This window comes from Niallia sp. RD1 (assembly GCF_024219955.1).
In the GTDB taxonomy this organism is placed as follows: Bacteria; Bacillota; Bacilli; order Bacillales; family Cytobacillaceae; genus Niallia; species Niallia alba.
The window spans coordinates 3,899,934-3,923,094 of record NZ_CP100420.1; the positions used below are offsets into that span (position 1 = coordinate 3,899,934).

General features: G+C 35.5%; 22 protein-coding genes and 2 pseudogenes. 19 read left to right on the forward strand and 5 right to left on the reverse strand.

The features are described from left to right. The first annotated feature begins 92 nt into the window (after positions 1–92). From NKG37_RS18590 to NKG37_RS18645, 12 genes and pseudogenes are all read left to right on the forward strand, one after another. On the forward strand, positions 93–359 hold the full coding sequence (locus NKG37_RS18590; RefSeq protein WP_254415088.1) for a spore gernimation protein GerQ: 267 nt from the start codon (positions 93–95) through the stop codon (positions 357–359). Next, on the forward strand, positions 356–724 hold the full coding sequence (locus NKG37_RS18595; protein WP_016204839.1) for a spore coat protein: 369 nt from the start codon (positions 356–358) through the stop codon (positions 722–724). Before NKG37_RS18590 ends, NKG37_RS18595 begins: the two co-directional genes overlap by 4 nt. 19 nt (positions 725–743) lie before the next feature. After that, a complete protein-coding gene (locus NKG37_RS18600) occupies positions 744–1,880 on the forward strand; it encodes a zinc-dependent alcohol dehydrogenase (RefSeq protein ID WP_254415089.1) in 1,137 nt (378 codons plus the stop codon). An 18-nt stretch (positions 1,881–1,898) separates the two neighbouring features. Beyond that, the gene (locus tag NKG37_RS18605; protein WP_016204837.1) at positions 1,899–2,120 is read left to right on the forward strand and encodes a hypothetical protein; all 222 of its coding nucleotides are present in this window, start codon (positions 1,899–1,901) and stop codon (positions 2,118–2,120) included. Next, positions 2,117–2,416 carry a spore coat protein gene (locus tag NKG37_RS18610; protein ID WP_016204836.1) on the forward strand — a complete coding sequence of 100 codons (300 nt, stop codon included), beginning with the start codon at positions 2,117–2,119 and terminating at the stop codon, positions 2,414–2,416. Before NKG37_RS18605 ends, NKG37_RS18610 begins: the two co-directional genes overlap by 4 nt. A gap of 300 nt (positions 2,417–2,716) precedes the next feature. Beyond that, positions 2,717–3,727: a LacI family DNA-binding transcriptional regulator gene (locus tag NKG37_RS18615; RefSeq protein ID WP_254415090.1), complete on the forward strand. Its 1,011-nt coding sequence runs from the start codon at positions 2,717–2,719 to the stop codon at positions 3,725–3,727. Positions 3,728–3,986: 259 nt separating this feature from the next. Continuing rightward, a complete protein-coding gene (locus NKG37_RS18620) occupies positions 3,987–5,252 on the forward strand; it encodes an ABC transporter substrate-binding protein (protein WP_169188550.1) in 1,266 nt (421 codons plus the stop codon). A 161-nt stretch (positions 5,253–5,413) separates the two neighbouring features. Next, positions 5,414–6,253 (forward strand): carbohydrate ABC transporter permease, encoded by an 840-nt coding sequence (locus NKG37_RS18625; protein ID WP_226752605.1) that lies wholly within the window; start codon positions 5,414–5,416, stop codon positions 6,251–6,253. Beyond that, positions 6,253–7,083, forward strand: coding sequence for a carbohydrate ABC transporter permease (locus NKG37_RS18630; protein ID WP_169188551.1), 831 nt, complete (start codon positions 6,253–6,255; stop codon positions 7,081–7,083). Before NKG37_RS18625 ends, NKG37_RS18630 begins: the two co-directional genes overlap by 1 nt. Before the next feature lie 27 nt (positions 7,084–7,110). Then, a pseudogene (locus NKG37_RS18635) lies at positions 7,111–7,530 on the forward strand (alpha-glucosidase/alpha-galactosidase); the annotation flags it as partial. Between the two features lie 237 nt (positions 7,531–7,767). Beyond that, positions 7,768–8,955: an IS4 family transposase gene (locus tag NKG37_RS18640; protein ID WP_254414795.1), complete on the forward strand. Its 1,188-nt coding sequence runs from the start codon at positions 7,768–7,770 to the stop codon at positions 8,953–8,955. A 152-nt stretch (positions 8,956–9,107) separates the two neighbouring features. Next, positions 9,108–10,031, forward strand: a pseudogene (locus tag NKG37_RS18645) (alpha-glucosidase/alpha-galactosidase); the annotation flags it as partial. An 87-nt stretch (positions 10,032–10,118) separates the two neighbouring features. Here the strand turns inward: NKG37_RS18645 and NKG37_RS18650 are convergent. Then, a complete protein-coding gene (locus tag NKG37_RS18650) occupies positions 10,119–10,583 on the reverse strand; it encodes a hypothetical protein (RefSeq protein WP_254415091.1) in 465 nt (154 codons plus the stop codon). Positions 10,584–10,738: 155 nt separating this feature from the next. Further along, positions 10,739–11,104: a FlxA-like family protein gene (locus NKG37_RS18655; RefSeq protein WP_084668774.1), complete on the reverse strand. Its 366-nt coding sequence runs from the start codon at positions 11,102–11,104 to the stop codon at positions 10,739–10,741. Positions 11,105–11,257: 153 nt separating this feature from the next. On the opposite strand from NKG37_RS18655, the gene NKG37_RS18660 reads away from it, so the two are divergent. Continuing rightward, on the forward strand, positions 11,258–11,836 hold the full coding sequence (locus tag NKG37_RS18660) for a hypothetical protein (RefSeq protein ID WP_254415092.1): 579 nt from the start codon (positions 11,258–11,260) through the stop codon (positions 11,834–11,836). Positions 11,837–12,679: 843 nt separating this feature from the next. On the opposite strand, the gene NKG37_RS18665 is transcribed toward NKG37_RS18660, so the two are convergent. Next, entirely contained in the window at positions 12,680–12,823 is a 144-nt protein-coding gene (locus NKG37_RS18665) for a small acid-soluble spore protein P (protein ID WP_016204828.1), read from the reverse strand. Positions 12,824–12,978: 155 nt separating this feature from the next. Between NKG37_RS18665 and NKG37_RS18670 the strand changes: the two genes are divergently transcribed. From NKG37_RS18670 to NKG37_RS18685, 4 genes are all read left to right on the forward strand, one after another. Beyond that, positions 12,979–13,236, forward strand: a complete 258-nt coding sequence (locus NKG37_RS18670) for a hypothetical protein (RefSeq protein WP_016204827.1) — start codon at positions 12,979–12,981, stop codon at positions 13,234–13,236. Between the two features lie 292 nt (positions 13,237–13,528). After that, entirely contained in the window at positions 13,529–16,234 is a 2,706-nt protein-coding gene (gene acnA / locus NKG37_RS18675) for an aconitate hydratase AcnA (protein WP_254415093.1), read from the forward strand. A gap of 199 nt (positions 16,235–16,433) precedes the next feature. Further along, the gene (locus NKG37_RS18680) at positions 16,434–16,991 is read left to right on the forward strand and encodes a GNAT family N-acetyltransferase (protein WP_169188555.1); all 558 of its coding nucleotides are present in this window, start codon (positions 16,434–16,436) and stop codon (positions 16,989–16,991) included. A gap of 74 nt (positions 16,992–17,065) precedes the next feature. Continuing rightward, the gene (locus tag NKG37_RS18685; RefSeq protein ID WP_101731206.1) at positions 17,066–17,455 is read left to right on the forward strand and encodes a rhodanese-like domain-containing protein; all 390 of its coding nucleotides are present in this window, start codon (positions 17,066–17,068) and stop codon (positions 17,453–17,455) included. Positions 17,456–17,525: 70 nt separating this feature from the next. Here the strand turns inward: NKG37_RS18685 and NKG37_RS18690 are convergent, their stop codons facing one another. Together NKG37_RS18690 and NKG37_RS18695 are read right to left on the reverse strand one after the other, a co-directional pair. Beyond that, positions 17,526–18,509, reverse strand: coding sequence for a D-2-hydroxyacid dehydrogenase (locus tag NKG37_RS18690; RefSeq protein WP_016204823.1), 984 nt, complete (start codon positions 18,507–18,509; stop codon positions 17,526–17,528). Continuing rightward, positions 18,509–19,729, reverse strand: coding sequence for an aminotransferase-like domain-containing protein (locus NKG37_RS18695; protein ID WP_254415094.1), 1,221 nt, complete (start codon positions 19,727–19,729; stop codon positions 18,509–18,511). The genes NKG37_RS18690 and NKG37_RS18695 overlap by 1 nt, the downstream gene beginning before the upstream one ends. A gap of 483 nt (positions 19,730–20,212) precedes the next feature. Here NKG37_RS18695 and glnA point away from each other — a divergent pair, with 483 nt between their 5' ends. Then, positions 20,213–21,547 carry a type I glutamate--ammonia ligase gene (gene glnA, locus NKG37_RS18700; protein ID WP_254415095.1) on the forward strand — a complete coding sequence of 445 codons (1,335 nt, stop codon included), beginning with the start codon at positions 20,213–20,215 and terminating at the stop codon, positions 21,545–21,547. A 292-nt stretch (positions 21,548–21,839) separates the two neighbouring features. Next, positions 21,840–22,772 (forward strand): manganese-dependent inorganic pyrophosphatase, encoded by a 933-nt coding sequence (locus NKG37_RS18705; protein ID WP_016204821.1) that lies wholly within the window; start codon positions 21,840–21,842, stop codon positions 22,770–22,772. The last annotated feature ends 389 nt before the right edge of the window (positions 22,773–23,161 follow it).

Genomic DNA, 23,161 nt, shown 5'->3' on the forward strand with positions numbered 1-23,161 from the left:
TTACGCAAAACGTTAAAAATTGCTAGGGGATAGAGTACTTTATATGGGGAAAATATCAAGGTAATTCATATTAGTATGGAGGATATAGATGCATGGAATCAAAAAAACTAGCACTACATGAATCACTGGACTTACATGAAGTAATTAATTTCAAAACACTATGTCTTGCGAAATCAAAATTAATGCAAGGGCTTGTTTTTGATCAAGAGTTGAAAGACTTAATGAAAAAAGATGTAAATCAATCGATTCAAGCCCTTTCTGAACTAAGAGAAATATACAAGCAGGTGCCATTTGAAACAGATGTTCCGCAAAGTCGTCCAACACCAATTATAAATGGAGAGGAAGGTGTTACTCATTGAATCATGATCATTTAGATCCGATTAATGCTTTAAACATGCCAGAGATTGCAGACATGACATTTGCGATGGATTTTCTTGTTCGAGCAAAAGAGAGTGTCAGAAATATCGCGACAGTTTTAACAGAAACTGCATCGCCAGAATTAAGAGTTCTTTTAAGAAAACAGCTTAAACAAGCAATAAGCATGCATCAAGAAATAACCGAATTAATGATCGAGAAAAAATGGTTTCACCCTCATGATTTAAGCGAGCAGTATCAATTAGATCAGCTTTCTGCAAAGAATACGATCATGATTGGCAATATGAATTTATTTCCTGTTGAAACAAATCGAAAAGGCATGTTTGATCGCACGCCGGATCAACATTAGACATGGAGGTTATATGTAGATGAAAGCAGTAACATATCAAGGTATTAAAAATGTGGAAGTAAAGGAAGTAGAGGATCCAAAGATTTTAAAGCCAGATGATATGATTATCAAGGTCACGAGTACAGCCATTTGCGGATCTGATTTGCATTTGATTCACGGAATGATGCCGAATTTACAAGAAAACTATATTATTGGACATGAGCCAATGGGGATTGTTGAAGAAGTTGGCCCGGGAGTAACGAAGCTTAAGAAAGGTGATCGTGTTATAATCCCCTTCAATATTGCTTGTGGTGAGTGTCAATATTGTAAAAGTAATTTGGAAAGCCAATGTGATAACTCAAATGATAATGGAGATATTGGAGCTTATTTTGGCTATTCAGGAAGTGCTGGTGGCTATCCTGGTGGACAAGCGGAATATTTAAGAGTGCCTTTTGCGAACTTCACTCACTTTAAGATTCCAGAAACATGTGAAGAACCGGATGAAAAACTAACTGTTATTGCTGATGCCATGACGACTGGTTTTTGGAGTGTAGAGAATGCGGGAGTGAAAGAAGGGGATACAGTAATTGTCTTTGGTTGTGGACCAGTTGGACTTTTCTCCCAGAAATTCGCTTGGCTTAAAGGTGCAAAGCGTGTCATTGCAGTAGATTATGTTGATTATCGATTACAGCATGCGAAGCGTACCAATAATGTAGAAATCATTAATTTTGAACATATAGAAAATGTTGGTGCTTATTTAAAAGAAATAACAAAAGGTGGAGCCGATGTTGTTATTGATGCAGTTGGAATGGATGGGAAGATGACTGATTTAGAATTTCTTGCAAGTGGATTGAAGCTGCAAGGTGGTACGATAAATGCTCTTGTGATGGCTGCTCAAGCCGTTCGGAAATGTGGAACGATCCAAATCACTGGCGTATATGGTGGAAGATATAATAGTTTTCCGTTAGGAGATATTACACAACGTAATGTCAACATCCGCTCTGGACAAGCTCCAGTTATTCATTATATGCCATACATGTTTGAATTAGTTTCTACTGGGAAAATTGATCCAGGCGATGTAGTAAGTCATGTTTTGCCACTTAGTGAAGCAAAACGAGGATACGAAATTTTTGATACGAAAACAGATAATTGTATAAAAGTTGTTTTAAAACCATAAGGAAGGCAGGAGAGCAAAATGGATTATGTATTACATGAAGTATTAGAAGTTCAAGAATTGGCAGCTTTTAAGACGATTTGTTTAACTAAATCAAAAACAATGCGCGCTCTCGTTACAGACCCTCAGTTAAAAGAGATGATGTTAAGAGATGTGGATATTTCAACTAGACAGCTACAAGAATTTTCAACTATTTTAGCAAAAGCAACAGAGCTGGAAGGATTAGGAGTGAAGCGTGTATGAATTCCATTATTGAATATTTAACAGGGCTGGATGTATTAACAGATCAAATGATAGCGACAGACCTATTGATTTCGGCAAAAAGCGGAATAAGAAATTATGCAATGGCCATAACTGAAACAGGTCATCCGGAAATTAAAGCAATACTCGCTCGCCATTTGGATGAAGCCCTAGATATGCATGAAATACTTTCAACATATATGACTGAAAAAGGGTGGTACAATGCGTGGGAACCGAAGGAACAAATAAATCTTAATTTGCAAAATATAAATACGGCCATAAATTTGCCAACCTTATAAGTGAAAAAAGGAACTTGTTGTGAGCAACAGTTCCTTTTTGTTATGACGGAGGTGTTGAAAACTAATCTAGCAATATAAATTTACTGAAATATTTACCGATAAAAAAACAATTTCTTATGAAAATTCCTGTGTTAATAGGCATTTATAGAATAAAAATCACAAAATTTTTTGAAAAAATATATTATTTATCTTGAAAGCCTTTTCAAAAGGTGTTATTATTCGTATATGCCAGGTAATTATATTAGTGATTTTAAAGAAAAGTTTACTGGTTTTAAAAGAAACAAGAAGAGGGTTTTAAACATGGCAACGATTAAAGAAATTGCGGATAAGTCGAATGTATCAGCATCAACTGTTTCACGAGTGCTAAATAATGATCATACGCTTACCGTTCAGGCAAAAACAAGAGAACGTATTCTTCGAGTTGCCAAAGAGCTCGGTTATGAAACGATCTTAGAAAGACGGTTAAAGCAAAAACAGCAGGATACAAAACATGTTGGTATTATGCTAACTCAATCATTGGATGAAGAAATAAGTGATCCTTATTTTCTATCGATTCGTCAAGGGATTGAAATGGAACTTGCCCATAATGGAATCAAAACGGCTACATTTCGCTTACATGAAACAGAAGGAAATCAAATGATTGAAGAACTTGATGGGTTAATTGTCGTCGGTAGAGTGAAAGAGTCTACCTTAAAAGCAATCAGCAGGGTGGATAATGTGGTTTACATAAATCATTCTCCTAACGAAGACCTCTATGATTCTGTTGTTATCAATTTTGAACGTGCTACAGAAAAAGCGTTGCACCACTTATTAGTTACTGGATACAAACGAATTGGCTACATTGGTGGGAAGGAAATGGAACACTTAAAAAATCAAAAGCTTCTTTCAGAAGATAAACGTCTCACCACTTTTGAACGTTACATGAAAGAAAAAAACTTATATAATCAAGAGTCTATTTTTATTGGTGAGTATACAATGGCACAGGGCTATCAATTGATGAAAAAAGCCATTCAAACATCAAAGTTACCTGAAGCATTTTTTATTGGTAGTGATCCGATGGCGATTGGAGCTTTAAGAGCTATACAAGAAGCAAATCTTCATGTACCCGAAGATGTGGCCATTATTAGTTTTGATGATATTGAGGCAGCGAAATTCGCGAGTACACCATTAACAACAATTAGAGTTCCTACGAAAGAAATGGGTCAAATTGGGGTAAAACTTTTGTTAGACCGCCTAAATGGCAGGGAACTTCCGTTGACTGTTACGCTCCCAACAGAATTGGTTATTAGGGAAAGCTGCGGAGGGAAATAAAATAACTCTTTTTAAGGGGGTGATGAACGAATTAGTGTAAAAAGTATTCATATGTGTATAGCCCTCCCAGCACCAAGTTCTTGGTGCCAGGTTCAAAGTGATGGCAGTCACTTTTTTGCGGGCGGGTAAACTCCACCAACGAAAGGGAGCTTAATTCTATTATATAGATGCTCCCAAAAACCAGCAAGAGAACGAACTCGAAAATTAGGTGAAAGTACCTAGTGTTTTCAAAATACGAAATTTTAGGGGGCGTTTTTTAATGAAAAGGCTTTTAAAAACTATGGCGATTGCTATTGCTTTAACAACGATTGCAACTGGATGTAGTAAATCTTCAGGTGGTAATGAAGCAAATGGTGGTAAGACTGTCGTTACGATGTATTCGACAGTGACAAATGAAGCAGATAAAATTACAATGCAAAATGTTGTTGAAAAATTCGAAAAAGAAAATCCTGATATCGATATTAAAGAAAATTATCCTGCTGACGGTTATGAAGGAATGCTTCGTGTTAAGATGGCTGCGAATGATATGCCAGACTTATTTGATACCCACGGCTGGGCAATCCATCGTTACGGAGAATATGTAGAAGATTTGAAAGACATGAATTGGGTGCAAGATCTTGACCCGGCCCTAAATCAAATTTTAATGGATGATACCGGGAAAGTTTATGCTTATCCTCTTAATCAGGCAAAGGATGGACTTACATATAATGCAACACTTCTAGAAGAATATGGAATAGAACCTCCAAGAACCTTTGCTGAATTTATGACAGCGCTTGAAACAATTAAGAAAAAAGGAAAGGGAGAAGTGACTCCACTATGGTTTGCTGGCTCTGATAAATCAGCATTCGGCCAGTATTTTGATCAATTTTCAACACCGTTATTAATTACTGGTGAGAAAAATTTTAAGAAGGAATTGCTGGATGGAACGTTTGATTGGTCCAATTACACATTTCTAGCAGAAAAATTAAAGGAAATGCAAGATAAGAAGCTCCTTAATGAAGATGTCTTGACCGCTCAAAATCATCAAATGGTAGACTTAATGGCTCAAAGTAAAATTGCGTTTATAGTTGGCGGTGGCATGCTCGGTCCTTCTGTAGAAGAATTAAATCCAGATGTTAAACTTGGCATCACTCCAATGCCTGTAATCAAAGAAGGCGACGAACCCAGCTGGATTGGTGGCGAACGTCATACATTAGCTGTTTGGAAGGACTCTAAAGTTAAAGAAGAGGCGAAGAAATTTCTGGAATTTATCTCACAGCCAGAAATCGTGAAAGAGATAGCGGAAGGTACTTCACTTCCAGCAGGATTAACGAATACAGAATCAAAAAACTATTACTCTGATTATTACGAGAAGTATAAGGATATTAAAGTAGAGCCTTATTTTGACCGTATCTATTTACCGAGCGGCATGTGGGACCCTATGGGGGCTACTGGTCAGGAATTATTATCTGGGACTATGAAGCCAGAAGATGTTTCGAAAAAGATGGCAGAAGAATATAAGAGATTACTAGAACAAAAGAAATAGCTTTACGGTAGGAGGAACGAGTATCAACATTTGTACCTCTCAATCTAAACTAGGGGATGGTTACTTTGCTAAAAATAGCAACAAATAGGCAGCCAAATACCGACTCTTCTATAGAAGTGAAAAGGAACCGTAAAAAAAGGCAGGAATCCTCCCTTTGGTGGATGTATCTTCCAGCTCTTGCTGCTATCTGTTTTTTCATCTTTTATCCTTTTCTAAACGGAATTAAAATATCTTTTACAAACTGGAACGGGTTTTCACAAAGCTATGACTACATTGGGTTCAGCCAGTATGCAAGAATGCTGAAGGACCCAGATACCTGGCTAGTTGTAAAAAATACCCTTCTGTATGGTGTCGGTAGTACAATTTTACAGAATATTATTGGTTTAGGATATGCGCTTTTATTAAACCAAAGCATTCGTTTTAAGAATTTTACTAGGACAATTGTTTACTTGCCGGTCATTATTAGCCCACTAATTATGGGTTATATCTTTTACTTCTTTTTCGCCTTCCAAGGCGGAGCGCTTAATGATCTGCTTGTATTCCTTGGGCTAGATAAAATTAATGCACTAGCAGATCCGAAAGTGAACATTTGGTTAATAGTATTTGTGAATACTTTCCAATTTGTCGGTATTGCGATGATCATATATCTTGCTGGATTACAAAGTATATCAAAAGATTATTATGAAGCAGTACAAATTGATGGTGCATCTAGTTTTCAGCAATTTAAAAATATCACTTTGCCCATGTTAATGCCTTCTATTACGATCAATATGGTTATCAACATTATTGGTGGGTTGAAGTTGTTTGATGTGATCATCTCGCTTACAGGCGGTGGACCAGGCTATGCTTCTCAATCCATGTCGACATTTATGTACGATCTTTATTTTAATCGCCAGGATGCGGGATATGCAGCAACACAAGGTGTGTTTATGGCAGTCATCATATTAATTCTAAGCTTGGCAGCGCTAGTCTACTTCAAACGAAAGGAGATTGAGGCGTAATGGATTATATGAATAGAAAGAATAAATGGCTCCTTTCTGGAGTTGCGCTTTTGATTGCAGCCTTTCATTTAATCCCTTTCTATATTTTGATTACGACAGCATTAAAGGCGAGGGGAGATTTTAGTTCGAAATGGGTTTTCCCCAACATAATGAATTTTGCCAATTTTAAGGAAGCATGGGAAATGGCTAGTCTTGGCAATGCGCTCACCAATACGGCGATTATTACCACAGTCAGTGCCTTTTTATTAATTGTATTTGGCTCTTTGGCAGCATATCCGCTGGCAAGAAGACAAACAAAGCTAAATAAATTTGTGTTCATGTTCTTTATCGCAGTAATGGTTATCCCTCCTTTAACAGCATTGGTTCCGTTATATAAGCTTGTAGTGGACATAGGAATGATGAATACGCTTGAAATTGCCATCTTGAATAATGTTGCGTCCTTTCTGCCATTAACAATTTTCTTGTATTCAGGATTTATTCGTTCGACAATCCCAAGAGAATTAGAAGAAGCGGCAAAAATCGATGGAGCTAGTACATTAGGAATCTTTTTCCGTATTGTATTTCCGTTATTGAAGCCGGTTACTGCATCTATTTTAATCATTGCCTGTGTATTCATTTGGAACGATTATCAATTCGCTATTTTCTTCCTACAAGCAGAGGAAGTAAAAACAATAACGGTTGCTTTGGCAGGTTTCTTTGGAGAAAATGCTAACCGCATGCATCTTGTAGCTGCAGCAGCAATATTGGCTGTATTGCCAATGGTTGTATTGTTCTTATTATTGCAAAAGCACTTTGTTAAAGGATTAGCATCTGGTTCGGTTAAAGGATAAATACAAGAAAAATTGGAGGATTATAAAATGTCTAAAATTACATTTCTTGGAGCTGGTAGTACGGTATTTGCAAAAAATGTTTTGGGGGATTGCATGTTTGTTGACGCATTAGATGGTTTTGAATTTGCGCTATTCGATATTGATGAACAACGCTTGCGTGATTCTGAACAAATGCTCAATAATTTGAAGGAAAGTCTTGGGAAAAACATTCAGATTAAAGCATTTACAGATCGGAAAGAGTCTTTAAGAGAAGCGAAATATGTTATAAATGCGATACAGGTAGGCGGCTATAAGCCTAGTACAGTGATCGATTTCGAAATTCCGAAAAAGTATGGGTTAAGACAGACTATTGCCGATACAGTTGGAATTGGCGGGATTTTCCGTAATTTAAGAACGATTCCAGTTATGCTGGATTTTGCAAAGGATATGGTAGAGGTTTGTCCCAATGTCATAAACCTAAATTGTAAAAATATGTAAATATTAAAAAAGATTCATAAAATTGTTGTATAAAATTGAAAAAACCCCTTGACTTTTCAGAAACACCTCCATAATCAGCGTGAATACCAGTTCTTGGTATATCTCGTACGAAATGGGGTTTTTTTGTTGAAAAAAAGCAAGTTTTTAGAAGCGATTGAAGTATGTAGGGAGGTATTGTACGATTTCCATTTCATGTGCGATTCCCGCATGAAATCAACCTACTTTACACGTAAAGGAGGCAAATTGACTTTCCCAGAAACAATTTTGTTTGTGCTAAATCTAGTAACGAGAAGCTTGCAGATTGAGTTGAATGACTTTTTTGAGTTGATTAAAAAAGAAGGAGAAATTATAAGTAAACAGGGATTTTCACAAGCGCGAAAAAAAATAAAACCAGAAGCCTTCAAGACGTTATTTGACACCATTACGACGTGGTTTTATCAGACAAATAACTCCTTTAAATATAAGGGCTTCCGGTTATATGCGATTGATGCGTCTATCATAGAAATAGCCAATTCCCAAAGGCTAAGAGATACCTTCGGCGCATCAAAGGGCAATGGCAAGGAACTTGCCAGAGCCATGGTATCTACTATTTATGATATCGGAAATGATTTATTTGTAAAGGGGATAATCACAAAATGTACAGATAGCGAGCGCACAGTAGCGATAGAATTAATTGATAGTTTCCTAGAACTGCGTTCTAACCACGACCTTTTTCTTTTTGACCGTGGGTATCCATCTCAATATTTCTTTCACTATCTTTTGAAGAATAAAGTGAATTTTGTTGTTAGAACGCCAGTTAATTTTTACCGAGCCGCTATAAAAGAAGGGATCCCTGATCAGGTCATTGAACTCAAGTATAAAAGCAACGTCATGCGTTTGCGTGCGGTCCGTATCCCATTAGGCTCTGGAGAAGATGAATTACTTATAACGAATATATTAGATGAGTCTTTTGATATTCCGGCTTTTAAAGAGTTGTACTTTAAACGATGGTCAATCGAAACAAAATACGATGTCTTAAAAAACAAAATACAGATTGAAAGATTCTCAGGCGAAACAAAACAGACGATTGAACAAGAGTTTTATGCTGCTTTATTTTTAAGCAACATGGCTTCCCTACTAAAGCATGAGTCAGATGTGATCATCGCCGAGGATCAGAAGGATAAAGACTTAAAGCACAAATATAAAACTAACACCAATATTTTAATTGGCGCACTAAAAGATAAGCTCATTTGTTTAATCATTGAACCAAGTCAAAGGCGAAGAAAAAAGATGTATAAAGACCTACTGAACGAAGTTCAGCGAAATAGAGTCCCAATTAGACCTGGAAGGAAATTTAAACGTTCCAGAGGGCTAAATGCGAATAAACATGGATTTGGACAACGACCAGCTATCTAACAAAACGAACAAATAGGAAAATCAGGGAAATGCCAAAAAAATTAAATAGGCACTTCCCGGGCATCCTATTGGCTTTTTTAGTTATCAGAATATTATAAACATCAATTTTGGTTTACCACTGGTAATTACTGGTTTCTTAACTTGATGACATTGAGGTTTGTCCTGATGCGCTATTTATGAATTATACAAATCCTATGGCCGTTTTGACTGGAGTTATGAATCGCTATACCAACATTAAAACGGTTGGTTTATGCCACAGTGTGCAAGTATGTACAAAAGATTTATTTGATGCACTAGGTATGGATCGCACTGGTTTAAAGGAAAAAATTGCTGGAATTAATCATATGGCTTGGCTGCTTGAAGTGAGTAAGGATGGGGTGGATTTATATCCTGAAATTAAGCGAAGAGCTCGTGAATTGCAAAAAACAAAGCATGGGGATATGGTTCGGTTTGAACTGATGGATAAATTTGGTTACTATGTGACAGAGTCATCTGAACACAATGCTGAATATCATCCATACTTTATCAAATCTCGTTATCCTGAGTTAATTGAGCGCTTTAACATTCCACTTGATGAATATCCATCTCGTTGTGAAAAGCAAATTAATAATTGGATAGCCATGAGAGAGGATTTGGTTAACAATAAATCTTTGGATCATGTGCGTTCCCATGAATATGGTTCCCGCATTATTGAAGCAATGGAAACGAATGTTCCGTTTAAATTTGGCGGGAATGTCTTAAATACTGGCAGACTAATCAGCAACCTTCCGGAGAAAGCGTGTGTTGAGGTGCCGTGTATTGCGGATCGTAGTGGAATTATCCCAACGTATGTAGGTGATCTCCCAGAGCAGCTCGCTGCATTAAACAGAACGAATATTAACACGCAATTACTGACCATTGAAGCAGCAATCACTTTGAAAAAGGAATATATTTATCAAGCCGCTATGCTTGATCCACATACAGCAGCTGAGTTATCAATGGACGATATTATTTCTCTATGTGATGATTTAATTGAAGCTCATGGAGATTGGCTGCCAAATTTTAAAAGTGAAACTAGCATTGCAGTAACGAAATAACTAAAGTTAATATGTTTACAAAGATAGGGACCGGATTTTTTCTAAAGCCGGTCCCTATCTTTATTTGAAAAACTCGAAAGATACTTATTATTTTTCAGGTCTTAAAATTTTTAAATGCAAAGGTAGGAATACGAGAAATACTAATACAAGAAATACTAATACAAAGACAGGTATAGAGTACCAGGTTTTCCACCCTTTGGTCGTCATATAGCCTGTTAGTACAGCGCCCCATTCTAATAGGAAAGAAAGGACTACCCACATCCATTTATACAGAAGAGATTTAGTGTGAATCAAAAAGTTTAGGTAAATCAAGCCGATCGCTGGTGGAATGATCGTCACAAAAAGATAGTCAATAATGTACGTTTTAGAGGAGGGACCGAGTTGAAAGGCTTTTAAAACATCACCTACAAATACATCTCCAAGCCATGTAGCAAATCCAATTATTCCAACGCTAAAATACATTTCCCTTAATGTAAGTCTTTTCGGCATAAAGGAGACAATAAGCACAAAAACGATAATGAGAGTATAAGGATACCACAATTTTTCCCACACTTCCTTTTTTGAGAAAATCATAATAATAGCTATTCATTTCCCTTACATTACCGCTGTTATACTATCACTGAAAAAATTAACAATGAATAAAGTCCCTCTTAAAAAAGGGGGGACTATAAAAAATACACTATTTACTTACTTGAATGAAAACTAAATTAATCTAGTTTTGTTGTTGAAGTTTTGAACAAGGAATATGCTTCATTACTAATGTAGACATTATCTTGTTGTATTTGTGCATTGGAATTAGGATTACTTGTTTCAGATGTTTGATTTTGAAGTGCTTGAATTTGTGCCTCTATTTCTGAGATTTGTTTTTTTAATTGTTCCAACTGTTTCTCTTTTTCTTCTTCTTGAATGGTTTCATTTTGCTCGATTTGCGTTTGTTGTGACTGCAATTGTTGTTTTTGACTTTCTAATGTTTTAATTTGATTGGCAACATCAGAGGAACGACTGGTTATTGTAGTAGAACTTGCAGTTGTACTTGAAATAGAATTAATCATGGTTATTTTTCCCTTCATCATAAATAATGAAGAATTATATTATACATTTCTTTATTTTTCCTTAAGATATATTAAAGTAAGGTGGAGTACTTTCCAACAGGACAATAGTATAAAAAAACAACCTAGGATAGATTATTGAATGATAATTGTGAAATGATAGGAGGTGGAAGGATTATGTCAGTTAAAGAGTATTGGAAAGAGATAAACAAAGCGAGCGATAAGGTATCATCATTAATAAATTCCTATTGGCACGAACACTCTAATTGGAATAACTGGCAGTTTTGGATCATTTTAATTTTCTTGATCGTTCCCCTTATTGTCCTGCTGGTAAAACTGGATAAGAATAAGACCCTTCAAATTCTTTTCTTTGGATATACAGTTCACATGCTTTGGACATATACGGAACTTACCCTTATTAGAATGGGATATATGGATCATCATTATTTTATTCTACCATTTTTACCCCAAGCAATTGGGATAACATCTTCTTTTCTTCCAGTTTCTTTTATGTTGCTATACCAATATTGTGTGAAATACGATAAGAATTTTCTATTATGGACATCTGTAATATCTGCTATTATAGCCTTTGTACTTGTCTCTATTGAGAAGCAAATAGGATTTCTTGCTCTATTAAAAGGGTTTAATAGCTTTCATATATTTTTGTTAGATGTTGCTATTACTATGTTAGCCTACGGACTAACAAACTTTTTTATAACTTTTTATAAGCAAGATAAAAGTAGGACTAGGGCATAAGTATTTTTAACGAAATCACCCGAAATGATTATACGTATATGCTATGAAATATTCGTATAATCATTTCGGGTTTTATTAATTTTAAGGAAAAAGGTTTGTGATGATCACGCGCAGACGGAATACACTTCGCTTTCCATGGGGCGAGCGCCGAGCCGCTTCGGCTTCGCCTGCAGGGTCTCGGACTTTCTCGCAGCTCCCATAGGAGTCTACGTGTATTCCGTCTGCTTCGTATTTCCTACTCATTATATTTTCTTTTAAAAAAATGATGAAACGAAACAACCTTTAAAAACGAGTTGGTTTCGCTACTAAATGAGAGATTGTTCGTCTTTATCTATTATATATTTTGTTTTGTCCCAGTATGTTTACTATTTTTTGTATTGATAACACTTATATATTTAATTTAGCGAAGGACTAAAATCAAAAGTTGAAAAAAGCCCAACACATGTGAGAAGAGCTTTTTTCTATAAATCCAATAATAGCTTTTTTTCGTATCTTCCAACTCTTCTGAAGTAATTATTCCATCAACATACAACGCTTTAAATTTCCGAATTTATTTCTTGCTAATTTTCAGAAACATGAGCACTTATCATATTCGACAATTAGAGTATTCAACGACAGTAAATTTAACAGCTATATGAAATCTTTTTCTTCATTTATCATATAGCTTAACAGAAAGAAGGGCCAAATGAGTGACCGCTTTTTGACCACACATTTGACCATATACTTGCAATCAATAAAGTTAAGTAACGTGATTGAAATACAATTTAATTAAAGGGCATAAAACTCTTTAAAATAAGCCACATTGTTAACTAGAATGTAATAGAGTAAATTAATGTATTTTCCTCACATATCGTGGTGGCTGTTATGCTTTTGTCTTGAATGGTTGCGGTTTTTCACTTTTTTGCTGCCGCTAAGAGGTTCGGGTTGACCAGATTGATTGCCTTTTGGAGCATTTCGGCGCATATCTTTACTGTCATTTTTATTCATTAGTTAATCTCTCCTTTAATGTTTTTATGAAGAGGTATTACTTCACTTTCCTTTATAGAATGGTTATATACACGCTCATTTATACCGCATATTTTTATGTTACTCTGCACAACTTATTGGTAAGCAACATGAATTTAAATCAGGAGGATTAAAAGATGCCTTATCATAGTAATAAACAGGAAGCTTTTCAAGATGCACAACGTAATTTGTATGAAACGCAAAACCTTTATCAAGATATTGTAAAGGATTCAGCAAATTATGGTCATCAGCTTAAACATTTGAAGCAAGAAATCAATGAAACATATCAACAAATTGAAAATGCATTGGAAGTAGCGTCTGAGCATCAAAGACAGCAATTAGAAAGCTTCCAAAGAGATTTAAAAAGTATTGTTGATGAAGTGAATGAAATATAAAAGATTAGACCATCTGAAAGGCAACTTTTTGATGGTCTTTTTTGGGGATTTATATTTTTTAAAGCGAAAGTGAAGTGTAATGCAACGTAATTGTTCTAACTATTAAGTCAATGAAAAGGAGATAAAAAAAATAACTGATAAGAAAAACTTATCGTATTTGATAACTTTCTTATTATTTACTTATCACAATCCTTGTATTAAAATTATAGATGGTAAATAGATAATAGAGAGATCAAATTGTTCGACTATTTTTCTATTTTTGGTATATGATTACAATGAGGGGGTAATACATATGGCAAAAGATTTTTATAATGCCCGCCAATCGTTTGAAGTTGGTGGAAAGCGTTATCACTACTATCAATTAGCAGCTTTAGAAAAGAAGGGAATCGGTACGATTTCAAAATTGCCGTATTCTATCAAAGTGTTACTAGAATCTGTTTTACGACAAATGGATGATTTTGTTATTAAACAAGAACATGTAGAAAACCTCGCAAAATGGGGAACTGACGAGGTAAAGGAAATTGATGTACCATTTAAACCTTCGAGGGTAATCCTCCAAGACTTTACAGGAGTTCCTGCAGTAGTGGACCTTGCTTCCTTGAGAAAAGCAATGGCTGACTTAGGCGGAGATCCTAGTAAAATTAATCCGGAGAAACCAGTAGATTTAGTTATTGACCATAGTGTTCAGGTTGATAAATATGGAACTCCTGATGCATTAAAAGCAAATATGGAATTAGAGTTTGAAAGAAATGCGGAAAGATATCAATTCCTAAGCTGGGCGCAAAAAGCATTTGATAACTATCGTGCTGTACCACCAGCAACAGGCATCGTTCACCAAGTGAATTTAGAATATTTAGCAAATGTAGTTCATGTAAATGAAACAGCAGACGGCGAATATGAAACATTCCCAGACACACTTGTTGGAACAGATTCTCATACGACAATGATCAACGGAATCGGTGTTCTTGGTTGGGGTGTTGGCGGTATTGAAGCAGAAGCAGGTATGTTAGGACAACCTTCTTATTTTCCAGTACCAGAAGTAGTTGGCGTTAAACTTGTTGGTGAAATGCCAAATGGTTCAACAGCAACTGACCTTGCATTAAAAGTAACGCAAGTGCTTCGGGCAAAAGGGGTAGTAGGAAAGTTTGTTGAGTTCTACGGACCTGGTGTGACGCAATTACCACTTGCAGACCGTGCGACAATTGCCAATATGGCACCAGAATATGGGGCAACATGCGGATTCTTCCCAGTTGATAAAGAATCTTTAGCTTATATGCGCCTAACTGGACGTTCAGAAGAGCAAATTAATGTCGTGGAAGCTTATTGCAAAGAAAATGGATTATTCTTCGATCCAACGTTAGAGCCTGTTTATACAGAAGTTGTTGAAATTAATCTAGCAGAAATTGAGCCAAATCTATCTGGTCCAAAAAGACCACAGGATTTGATTCCACTTTCTAAATTAAAAGAAGTTTTCAATAAATCAGTAACTGCTCCAGAAGGAAACCAAGGTTTTGGATTAGAAGCAGACGAATTTGACAAAGAAGTAGTAGTTGATTTTGCAAATGGAGATTCTACTACGATGAAAACTGGTTCTGTTGCAATTGCTGCAATTACAAGCTGTACGAATACATCTAATCCATACGTATTAGTCGGTGCGGGATTAGTTGCAAAAAAAGCAGTAGAAAAAGGAATGGAAGTACCTAAATTTGTTAAAACATCCTTAGCGCCTGGTTCTAAAGTAGTTACAGGTTATTTAAGAGATTCAGGACTTCTACCATATTTAGAACAAATTGGATTTAACCTAGTAGGATATGGCTGTACAACATGTATCGGTAACTCTGGTCCACTAAGAGATGAAATCGAGAAAGCTATTTCTGATTCCGATTTACTTGTAACAAGTGTGTTATCAGGCAACCGTAACTTTGAAGGGCGTATCCATCCGCTAGTAAAAGCAAACTATTTAGCATCACCGCCATTAGTTGTTGCTTATGCACTTGCTGGAACAGTAGATATTGATTTGCAAAAAGAGCCAATTGGTAAAGATAAAGATGGCAACGATGTTTTCTTTAAGGATATTTGGCCATCTACTGAGGAAGTAAATGAATTAGTTCATCGTACGGTAACACCTGAGCTATTTAATAAAGAATATGAAAGAGTATTTGATGATAACGAGCGCTGGAATGAGATTCAAACAAGCAGTGATTCTTTATATACCTTTGATGATACTTCTACTTATATTCAAAATCCGCCATTCTTTGAAGGATTAAAACCAGATCCTGAGCAAGTACTGCCATTAAAAGGCTTAAGAGTTGTAGGGAAGTTTGGTGATTCTGTCACAACTGACCATATTTCTCCTGCTGGTGCAATCGGCGTTAATACGCCAGCTGGTAAGTACTTAAAAGATAATGGAGTACAACCACGTGATTTCAACTCATATGGCTCTCGTCGTGGTAACCATGAAGTAATGATGAGAGGAACCTTTGCGAATATCCGTATTCGTAACCAAATTGCTCCAGGTACAGAAGGTGGATTCGCTACTTACTGGCCAACTGGAGAAGTTACCTCCATCTATGATGCTTGTATGAAGTATAAAGAAGAAGGCACTGGCTTAATGGTTATTGCGGGCAAAGATTACGGAATGGGTTCATCTCGTGACTGGGCGGCAAAAGGAACAAACCTTTTAGGTATTAAGACAGTTATTGCAGAAAGCTTTGAAAGAATTCACCGTTCTAATCTCGTGTTAATGGGTGTGCTTCCATTACAGTTTAAAGATGGTGAAAATGCTGAAACTTTAGGTTTAACTGGGAAAGAAACATTTAATGTTTATGTTGACGAAACAGTTAAACCACGTGATTACCTAGAAGTAACAGCAACTACAGAAGATGGTAAGAAAATTATATTTGAAGTGTTAGTACGCTTTGATTCTGAAGTAGAAATTGATTACTATCGTCATGGTGGTATCCTACCAATGGTATTGCGTGATAAGTTAAGAAATTAATAGATTAAGAGAAGCTCTCTCTATTTAAAGTTGATAATTTTTCTTTCTTTTTGGTATATAAATGTGCCTAGAAGTTAGAGGAAGAGCCACTTTAAAAGAGGGAGTTTTTTTCAACTGTTATAGGAATAAAGATTCTAATTGTAACAAACAAACAAGTGGTTTTAAGTGTAATTATCTATCAAAGGAGAAATATTATATTATGAAAATAATCCCCGAGCTTATTAGGGTAAGGAATCTACATTATATAATAAGATGTGCAGAAGAAACGGATGCAGAGCAACTTGTACAAATTAGGCTACAAATTGATAGAGAAACTACCTTTTTGGATCGTGAACCTGGAGAGGGGATGCTAACTCCATCAGATTTTAAGCATTTAATTCGTACAGATTCAGAAGAATCAAATCGTTTGTTTTTACTAGCTGAAACCGAAAATGGTACTATTATTGCTTTCTCACGATGTGAAGGTTCAAATTTGCAACGTCTAAAGCATAAGGTCGAATTTGGAATTTGTGTATTAAAGGATTATTGGGGCTTTAAAATCGGCCCGAAATTATTGGAAACGTCTATTAAATGGGCATCTGCAAATAAACTCACTAAGATGACTCTATCTGTAATAGAAACAAATGAGAAAGCAATCAACATATATAAGCGATATAACTTTGAAATAGAAGGGATATTAAAAAAAGATAAACGGCTTGAAAACGGAGAATACTATTCTACCATTATAATGTCACGATTCTTATCTGATTATAAATAGGCAGCGCGATATATTAGTAAATGTGAATGAACTTTGTTACTATATATATGTTAGAAAATAAAGGAGTGATGAAAATGACATTAACATTTGGGAAATTAGTAGAAGAAGCGAGAAAGAATGTACCTGGTATTTCATCTGTTGAAGCAAAACAAAAAATAGAAGAAAACCCAAACACTTACATAATTGATGTTCAAGATGCAACTGATGCTGGGGCATGTGGCTTAATTCCTAGCTCTGTAAATATTTCTTTAGGTATGCTTCCGATTCGGGCTGATTTGGAATTACCCGAGGAGCTAAGAGATCCAGAATTAGCGGATCGTAATCGTTCAGTTATTGTTACATGTGGACTTGGTGGACAAGCATCACTTGGTGCCTACTTACTAAAACAAATGGGCTTTACAGATGTAGCATTTATCGAAGGCGGAACTACTGCATGGAAAAAAGAGGGCTTTGAAACAGTTTAATTATAATCTTTGTATCAAAAAAATGCCGAAACTATAAAAGTTAACGGCATTTTTTTGATGGGAGAACACGCTAATAACCTAGTTGTTTATCCACGACATTGATTAAATCTTTTCCTTCTTTAAAACGTTGAATGTTTTCTAAAAAAACTTCCATATAACGATCTAATGTGTTCGGTGAGAAAAACGCATTATGTGGAGAAATTATCACATTATCTAGTTCCCATATGGGGTGTTCCCGGGGTAAAGGCTCTACTTCAAATACATCGAGTGCAGCACCGGCAATTTTTTGCTCCTTTAATAGATAAATAAGTTCTTTTTCTACAATCGTATTGCCTCTCCCTATATTAATTAGAAAACTCGTTCGTTTCATTTTTAGTAGTTTTTCTTGATTAATAAGATGATATGTATCAGGAGTTGAAGGCAGAGCCAGTATTAAAAAGTCAGATTCGGCTATTACGTCATCTAATTGATCAAGACCAACTATTTTATCTGCCAGGTCCTCTTTTGATAGAAAAGAGGGTCTTTTTTTACAACCAATTACACGCATATCTAATGCTTTAGCACGTTTAGCAATTTGCTTACCGATTTCACCGTATCCGATAATTCCAACAGTGGCACCAGCTAAGTCAGTAATTGGAGTGGGTGCCCAACTGTTATTGAGCTGGTTTCGGACCATAAAAGGGATGCCTCTTGCTAATCCAGCCATCATTGCAATTGTATGTTCTGCGATAGGAATAGAGGTGCATCCCTTTGTATTAGTAATAATGATATCGCTCCTTCTCACTTCCTCTGTCAATAGAGCGTCAAGCCCAACACTTAATGATTGAACCCATTTAATCTGAGACGCTTGTTGTAAAATCGATAAGGAGTCGGTTAAGCCTAAAGTTAACACGATATTACAGTCCTTAATATCTTGCGTTATTGGTGGTTCAGGATCACCATATTGCCAAGGATCCATAATAAATTCTGCGCCTAATGCTGTCATTTTATCTAAATACTTTTGTGGTATACTTCTTCTGATGTAGATTATAGGATTATCCACTTCACTAGGCATTAATTCACTTCCTCGATAACTTGAATACTATTTACGTGGTCATAATAGGTATCAGCCAGTCGCTTGATCGCTTCATGGATAATATCTTCTTTACAGAAAGTAAAACAAAGACGCATGTGATGAAATCCTTCATTTTCTAAAAAGAAATGTTTACCAGCTATATAAGAAACACCAGCAATTATTGCAGCATCTAGGAACTCGCTCGTATCAATATGGGTTGGGAAAGTAAGCCATAGAAAGAAACCTCCATTTGGTTCATGAAAGGAAACTTCTTCACCAAAGTACTGTTTGATTGCTGAAACCATCGCATTCTTCCGAGGAAGATAAATACTATTCAGATAGCTGATTTGTTCGTCCATGTCCATTTGTTCTAGTAAATTTTTAGTGACTTCTTGAACATATACACTGGTTAAACCATCGACTTTTAAAATTTTCATTTTTTCGATAATTTGCGGCAAGCCAATGGCCCACCCTAGTCGCAATCCGGGTGCAATGATTTTTGAAAAAGTGCTTAAGTAAACAACTCTTTCCGGTCCAAACGAATAAATTGCTGGAGAAAATGTCCCATCAAAAGAAAGCTCTACATAGGCATCGTCTTCAATGATAAAGAAATTATATTTATATGCCAATTCTGCAAGACGTTTTTTTCTAGCAAGAGATAAATTTACGCCACCAGGGTTTTGGTAATTTGGTATGACATACATTAACTTAGGTAATGGAAGACCTTTATTGACTCTTGTGATTAACTCTTGTTCAACTAAATCAACTCTGAGCCCATCTTCATCGATCGGAAAAGACACTAACTTCGTTTCTGCTAATCGAAATGTTTTGAGTGCGCCAAAAAAGGTCGGTGCTTCAACCCAAATCTCATCACCAGGATCGGTAAGCGTTCTTGTAATTAAGTCAATAGCTTGAGAGCTTCCAGCAGTAACCATTATTTTTTCTTCGCTTGCAATAATTTCGCGAAGCTTAGATCTTTCTTTTATCCAATTGACGATATTTTTAGGACCAGAACCACCACTATAAGCTAAAGCTTGTCTACCTTGTGTCTTCATTGCTGCTTCAGTAGCCACCGTCATTTTATCCACCGGAAGAGATTCCGGGGCTGGAAAGCCGAAGGATAGAGGGATTAGATTATCGTTATTTCCAGCAAAGGCAGAGCCGATAACCTCGGTTTCAGGGAATCTTTTACTAAATGAAAATGGCTTTAATAAATGCATGTTTATCACCGTCCACGAATTATTTGAAATAATCTTAACTTCTGAACAGAAGTTAGGCGAGTTTGCCTCTTGAATAATCCACTTGCACACCCTTTCTTAAATAAGTAATTTTAATTAATATAAGCTATTTGTTTCGTGTTGGGAAATATTAAATACCTTTAAAAATAGAAGAAAACAAGAGATTAAAAGTAGAAAACAGCTTAAATTAACGAAAATTCGGAATTTTGTTAATATAAACTATATTTTAATTGGTGGATTATTGTTAGAAAAGGTGCTTTATCTTACAATCTTATAATTAGACAAAATTCTACTCGATTAATATAGCAAATGATGTCAAAAAAAGGAATAATTAAGAAAAAAATGATGAAAACGCTACCTAATAAAATTTTTAAAAAATTATAAAAAAACATTGTTTTACGAGAAAATATTCCTTATAATGAAATCAAGTTAGATAATAGAACATGAATTGTGAGGTAAGTTAACATGACTGAAATTACATTAGAGAAAATTGAAAGTATTGTTAAGGAAAAAAGTGTAGAGTTATTACATCTACAATTTGTGGACATTGAGGGGATTTTAAAAAATATTACGATAACTGCACAACAATTAGATGATGCTGTAGAAGGAAAAATCATGATTGATGGTTCATCCATTAAAGGATTTTCTCCAATTAACAAATCAGATTCATATTTATTACCAGATTTGAACACATTTACTGTTTTACCTTGGACAGAAACAGAAGGATATTCAGAAGCTCGTTTCCTTTGCTCTGTAACCAATCCAGATGGATCTTTATTTGAAGGGGATACTCGTAACGTTCTTAAGAAAACAGTTGAACGTGCTGCTGAAAAAGGATATAGCATTTCAGTTGGACCTGAATTAGAATTTTTCTTATTCAATACAGACGAAAATGGAAATCCAACATCTGAATTAAGTGATAAAGGTGGCTATTTTGAGCCATCGCCAAAAGATTTAGGCGAAAAAGTACGTATTGAAATTTTCAAAACGCTAAGAGCAATGGGCTTCACAATTGAAGCACTACACCATGAAGTAGCAGAAGGACAGCATGAAATTAATTTCAAGTATGCTGATGCGTTAACAGCTGCTGACTTAGCAACAACATATAAATGGGTTGTTAAAACAATCGCTTCTCAATATGGTTTACATGCAACATTTATGCCGAAGCCAGTATTCGGAATTAACGGTTCTGGAATGCATGTTAATATGTCATTTTTCCAAGATGGAGAAAACAGCTTCTATGATGCAAATGACGATTTAGAACTTTCTGAAACAGCATATTCATTCATTGCTGGTGTATTAGAAAATGTTAAAAATTTCGTAGCTGTAACCAACCCACTAGTAAACTCTTATAAACGTTTAGTACCAGGATACGAAGCACCTTGCTACTTAGCATGGTCTGCCTCTAACCGTTCAGCTTTAATCCGTATTCCAGCAAAACGCGGAATGGCTACTCGTGTGGAACTTCGTTGTCCAGATCCATCATCAAACCCATATCTAACTTTTGCTGTAATCGCTGCTGCAGGATTAGACGGAGTGGAAAAAGGACTGAAAGCACCAGCACCAATTAATGAAGATATCTTCCATATGACAGAGGATCGTCGTGAAGAACTTGGAATTGATAGCTTGCCTGGTGGATTAGATGCTGCAATCGCAGAACTTGAAGCGGGTGAAATCGGTCTAAAAACACTTGGAGAGCACGTATACAGTGAATATGTAGCTGCTAAAAAAGAAGAGTGGGATAACTATCGTACTACTATTCATGCTTGGGAAATCGAAAACTATCAATATAAGTTTTAATATACTAGTTAAATAGAATGGGATCCTTTTGAAACTGCAAATAAACGCCTATAAGGCTTTGTTTGCAGTTTTATTTTATCTTTACAATTAATTATTTTGATGAAATATGTTAGGTATAGTATTTACTTGCCGATAACAATAATTCTTATAGATAATACTTATATTAGGGTAGTAAATACCTTCTTTTTTTATGTTCTATTCTTTAAATTCTGGTAAGTTATGATAAAATAAAGAAGGATGTATGAATATAACAAATACGTCATCAGATTATCGTTATAAGGAGATTTGCTAAATGGAAAAAGTGTTGATATTTGGTCATAAAAATCCGGATACGGATACTATTTGTTCTGCCATTGCATATGCAGAATTAAAAAAAGCGCTTGGAGTAGAAGCAGAAGCAGTTCGTCTTGGTGACGTTAGCGGAGAAACAAAGTTTGCTTTAGATCATTTTAAAACAGATGCTCCACGTTTTATTGAAAAAGCAGGAACAGAAACAAAATCAGTTATTTTAGTTGACCATAATGAATTCCAACAAAGTGTGGAAGATATTAAAAATGTAACTATCTTGGAAGTAATTGATCACCATCGTATTGCAAATTTTGAAACAAGTGATCCTTTATACTATCGTGCAGAGCCAGTAGGTTGTACAGCTACTATTTTAAATAAAATGTATAAAGAAAATAATGTAGAAATTAAGAAAGAAGTAGCTGGATTAATGCTATCAGCAATTATTTCTGATTCTTTATTATTTAAATCTCCAACTTGCACAGATCAAGATGTACAAGCTGCAAAAGAACTAGCAGAAATTGCTGGTGTAAATGCAGAAGAATACGGTTTAGAAATGCTTAAAGCTGGCGCTGATTTAAGTGATAAAACAGTGGAGCAATTATTAAGTATTGATGCAAAAGAATTTTCTATGGGTACATACAAAGTAGAAATCGCACAAGTTAATGCAGTTGATACAAATGATGTTATTTCTAAGCAAACTGAATTAGAGACGTCTATTCAAGCAATCATCGATAAAAAAGGCTTAGATCTATTCCTTCTTGTAGTAACAGATATTTTAAATAATGATTCTGTTGGTGTAGCGTTAGGTAATAAATCAGAAGCTGTTGCTAAAGCATTTAAAGTTGATTTAGAAAATAACACAGCATTGTTAAAAGGTGTAGTTTCACGTAAAAAACAAATCGTCCCAGTTTTGACAGAAGCTTTCGAAGCACTATAATATTGATAAATTCGTGTTGTTAGAATTACGTTTTTTTACAATTCCGATATACAACATATAGTGTTTTAATAATACCTTATATTCCATATGTTGTGGTAAAAATCAATTAAAACATCAAAAACCCCCTTTTTCAAAATCATACTTTTAAAAATAGGGGGTTTTTCTACAATCTGGAGGATGGGACATAACTAAATAGATACTCTGTAAAGACGAACAATTTCTAATATAGCTAGTAAATAGCGGCTGCTTTCGCATACTTTTTACAAGAGGAAATATAATTAGTTGGAAAAACAGAGCAGCCGGAATACACGAAGACTCCTATGGGATTAGCGAGACAGTCTGAGACCCTGCAGGCCACAGGCCGAAGCGGCTCAGCGCGAGCCCCATGG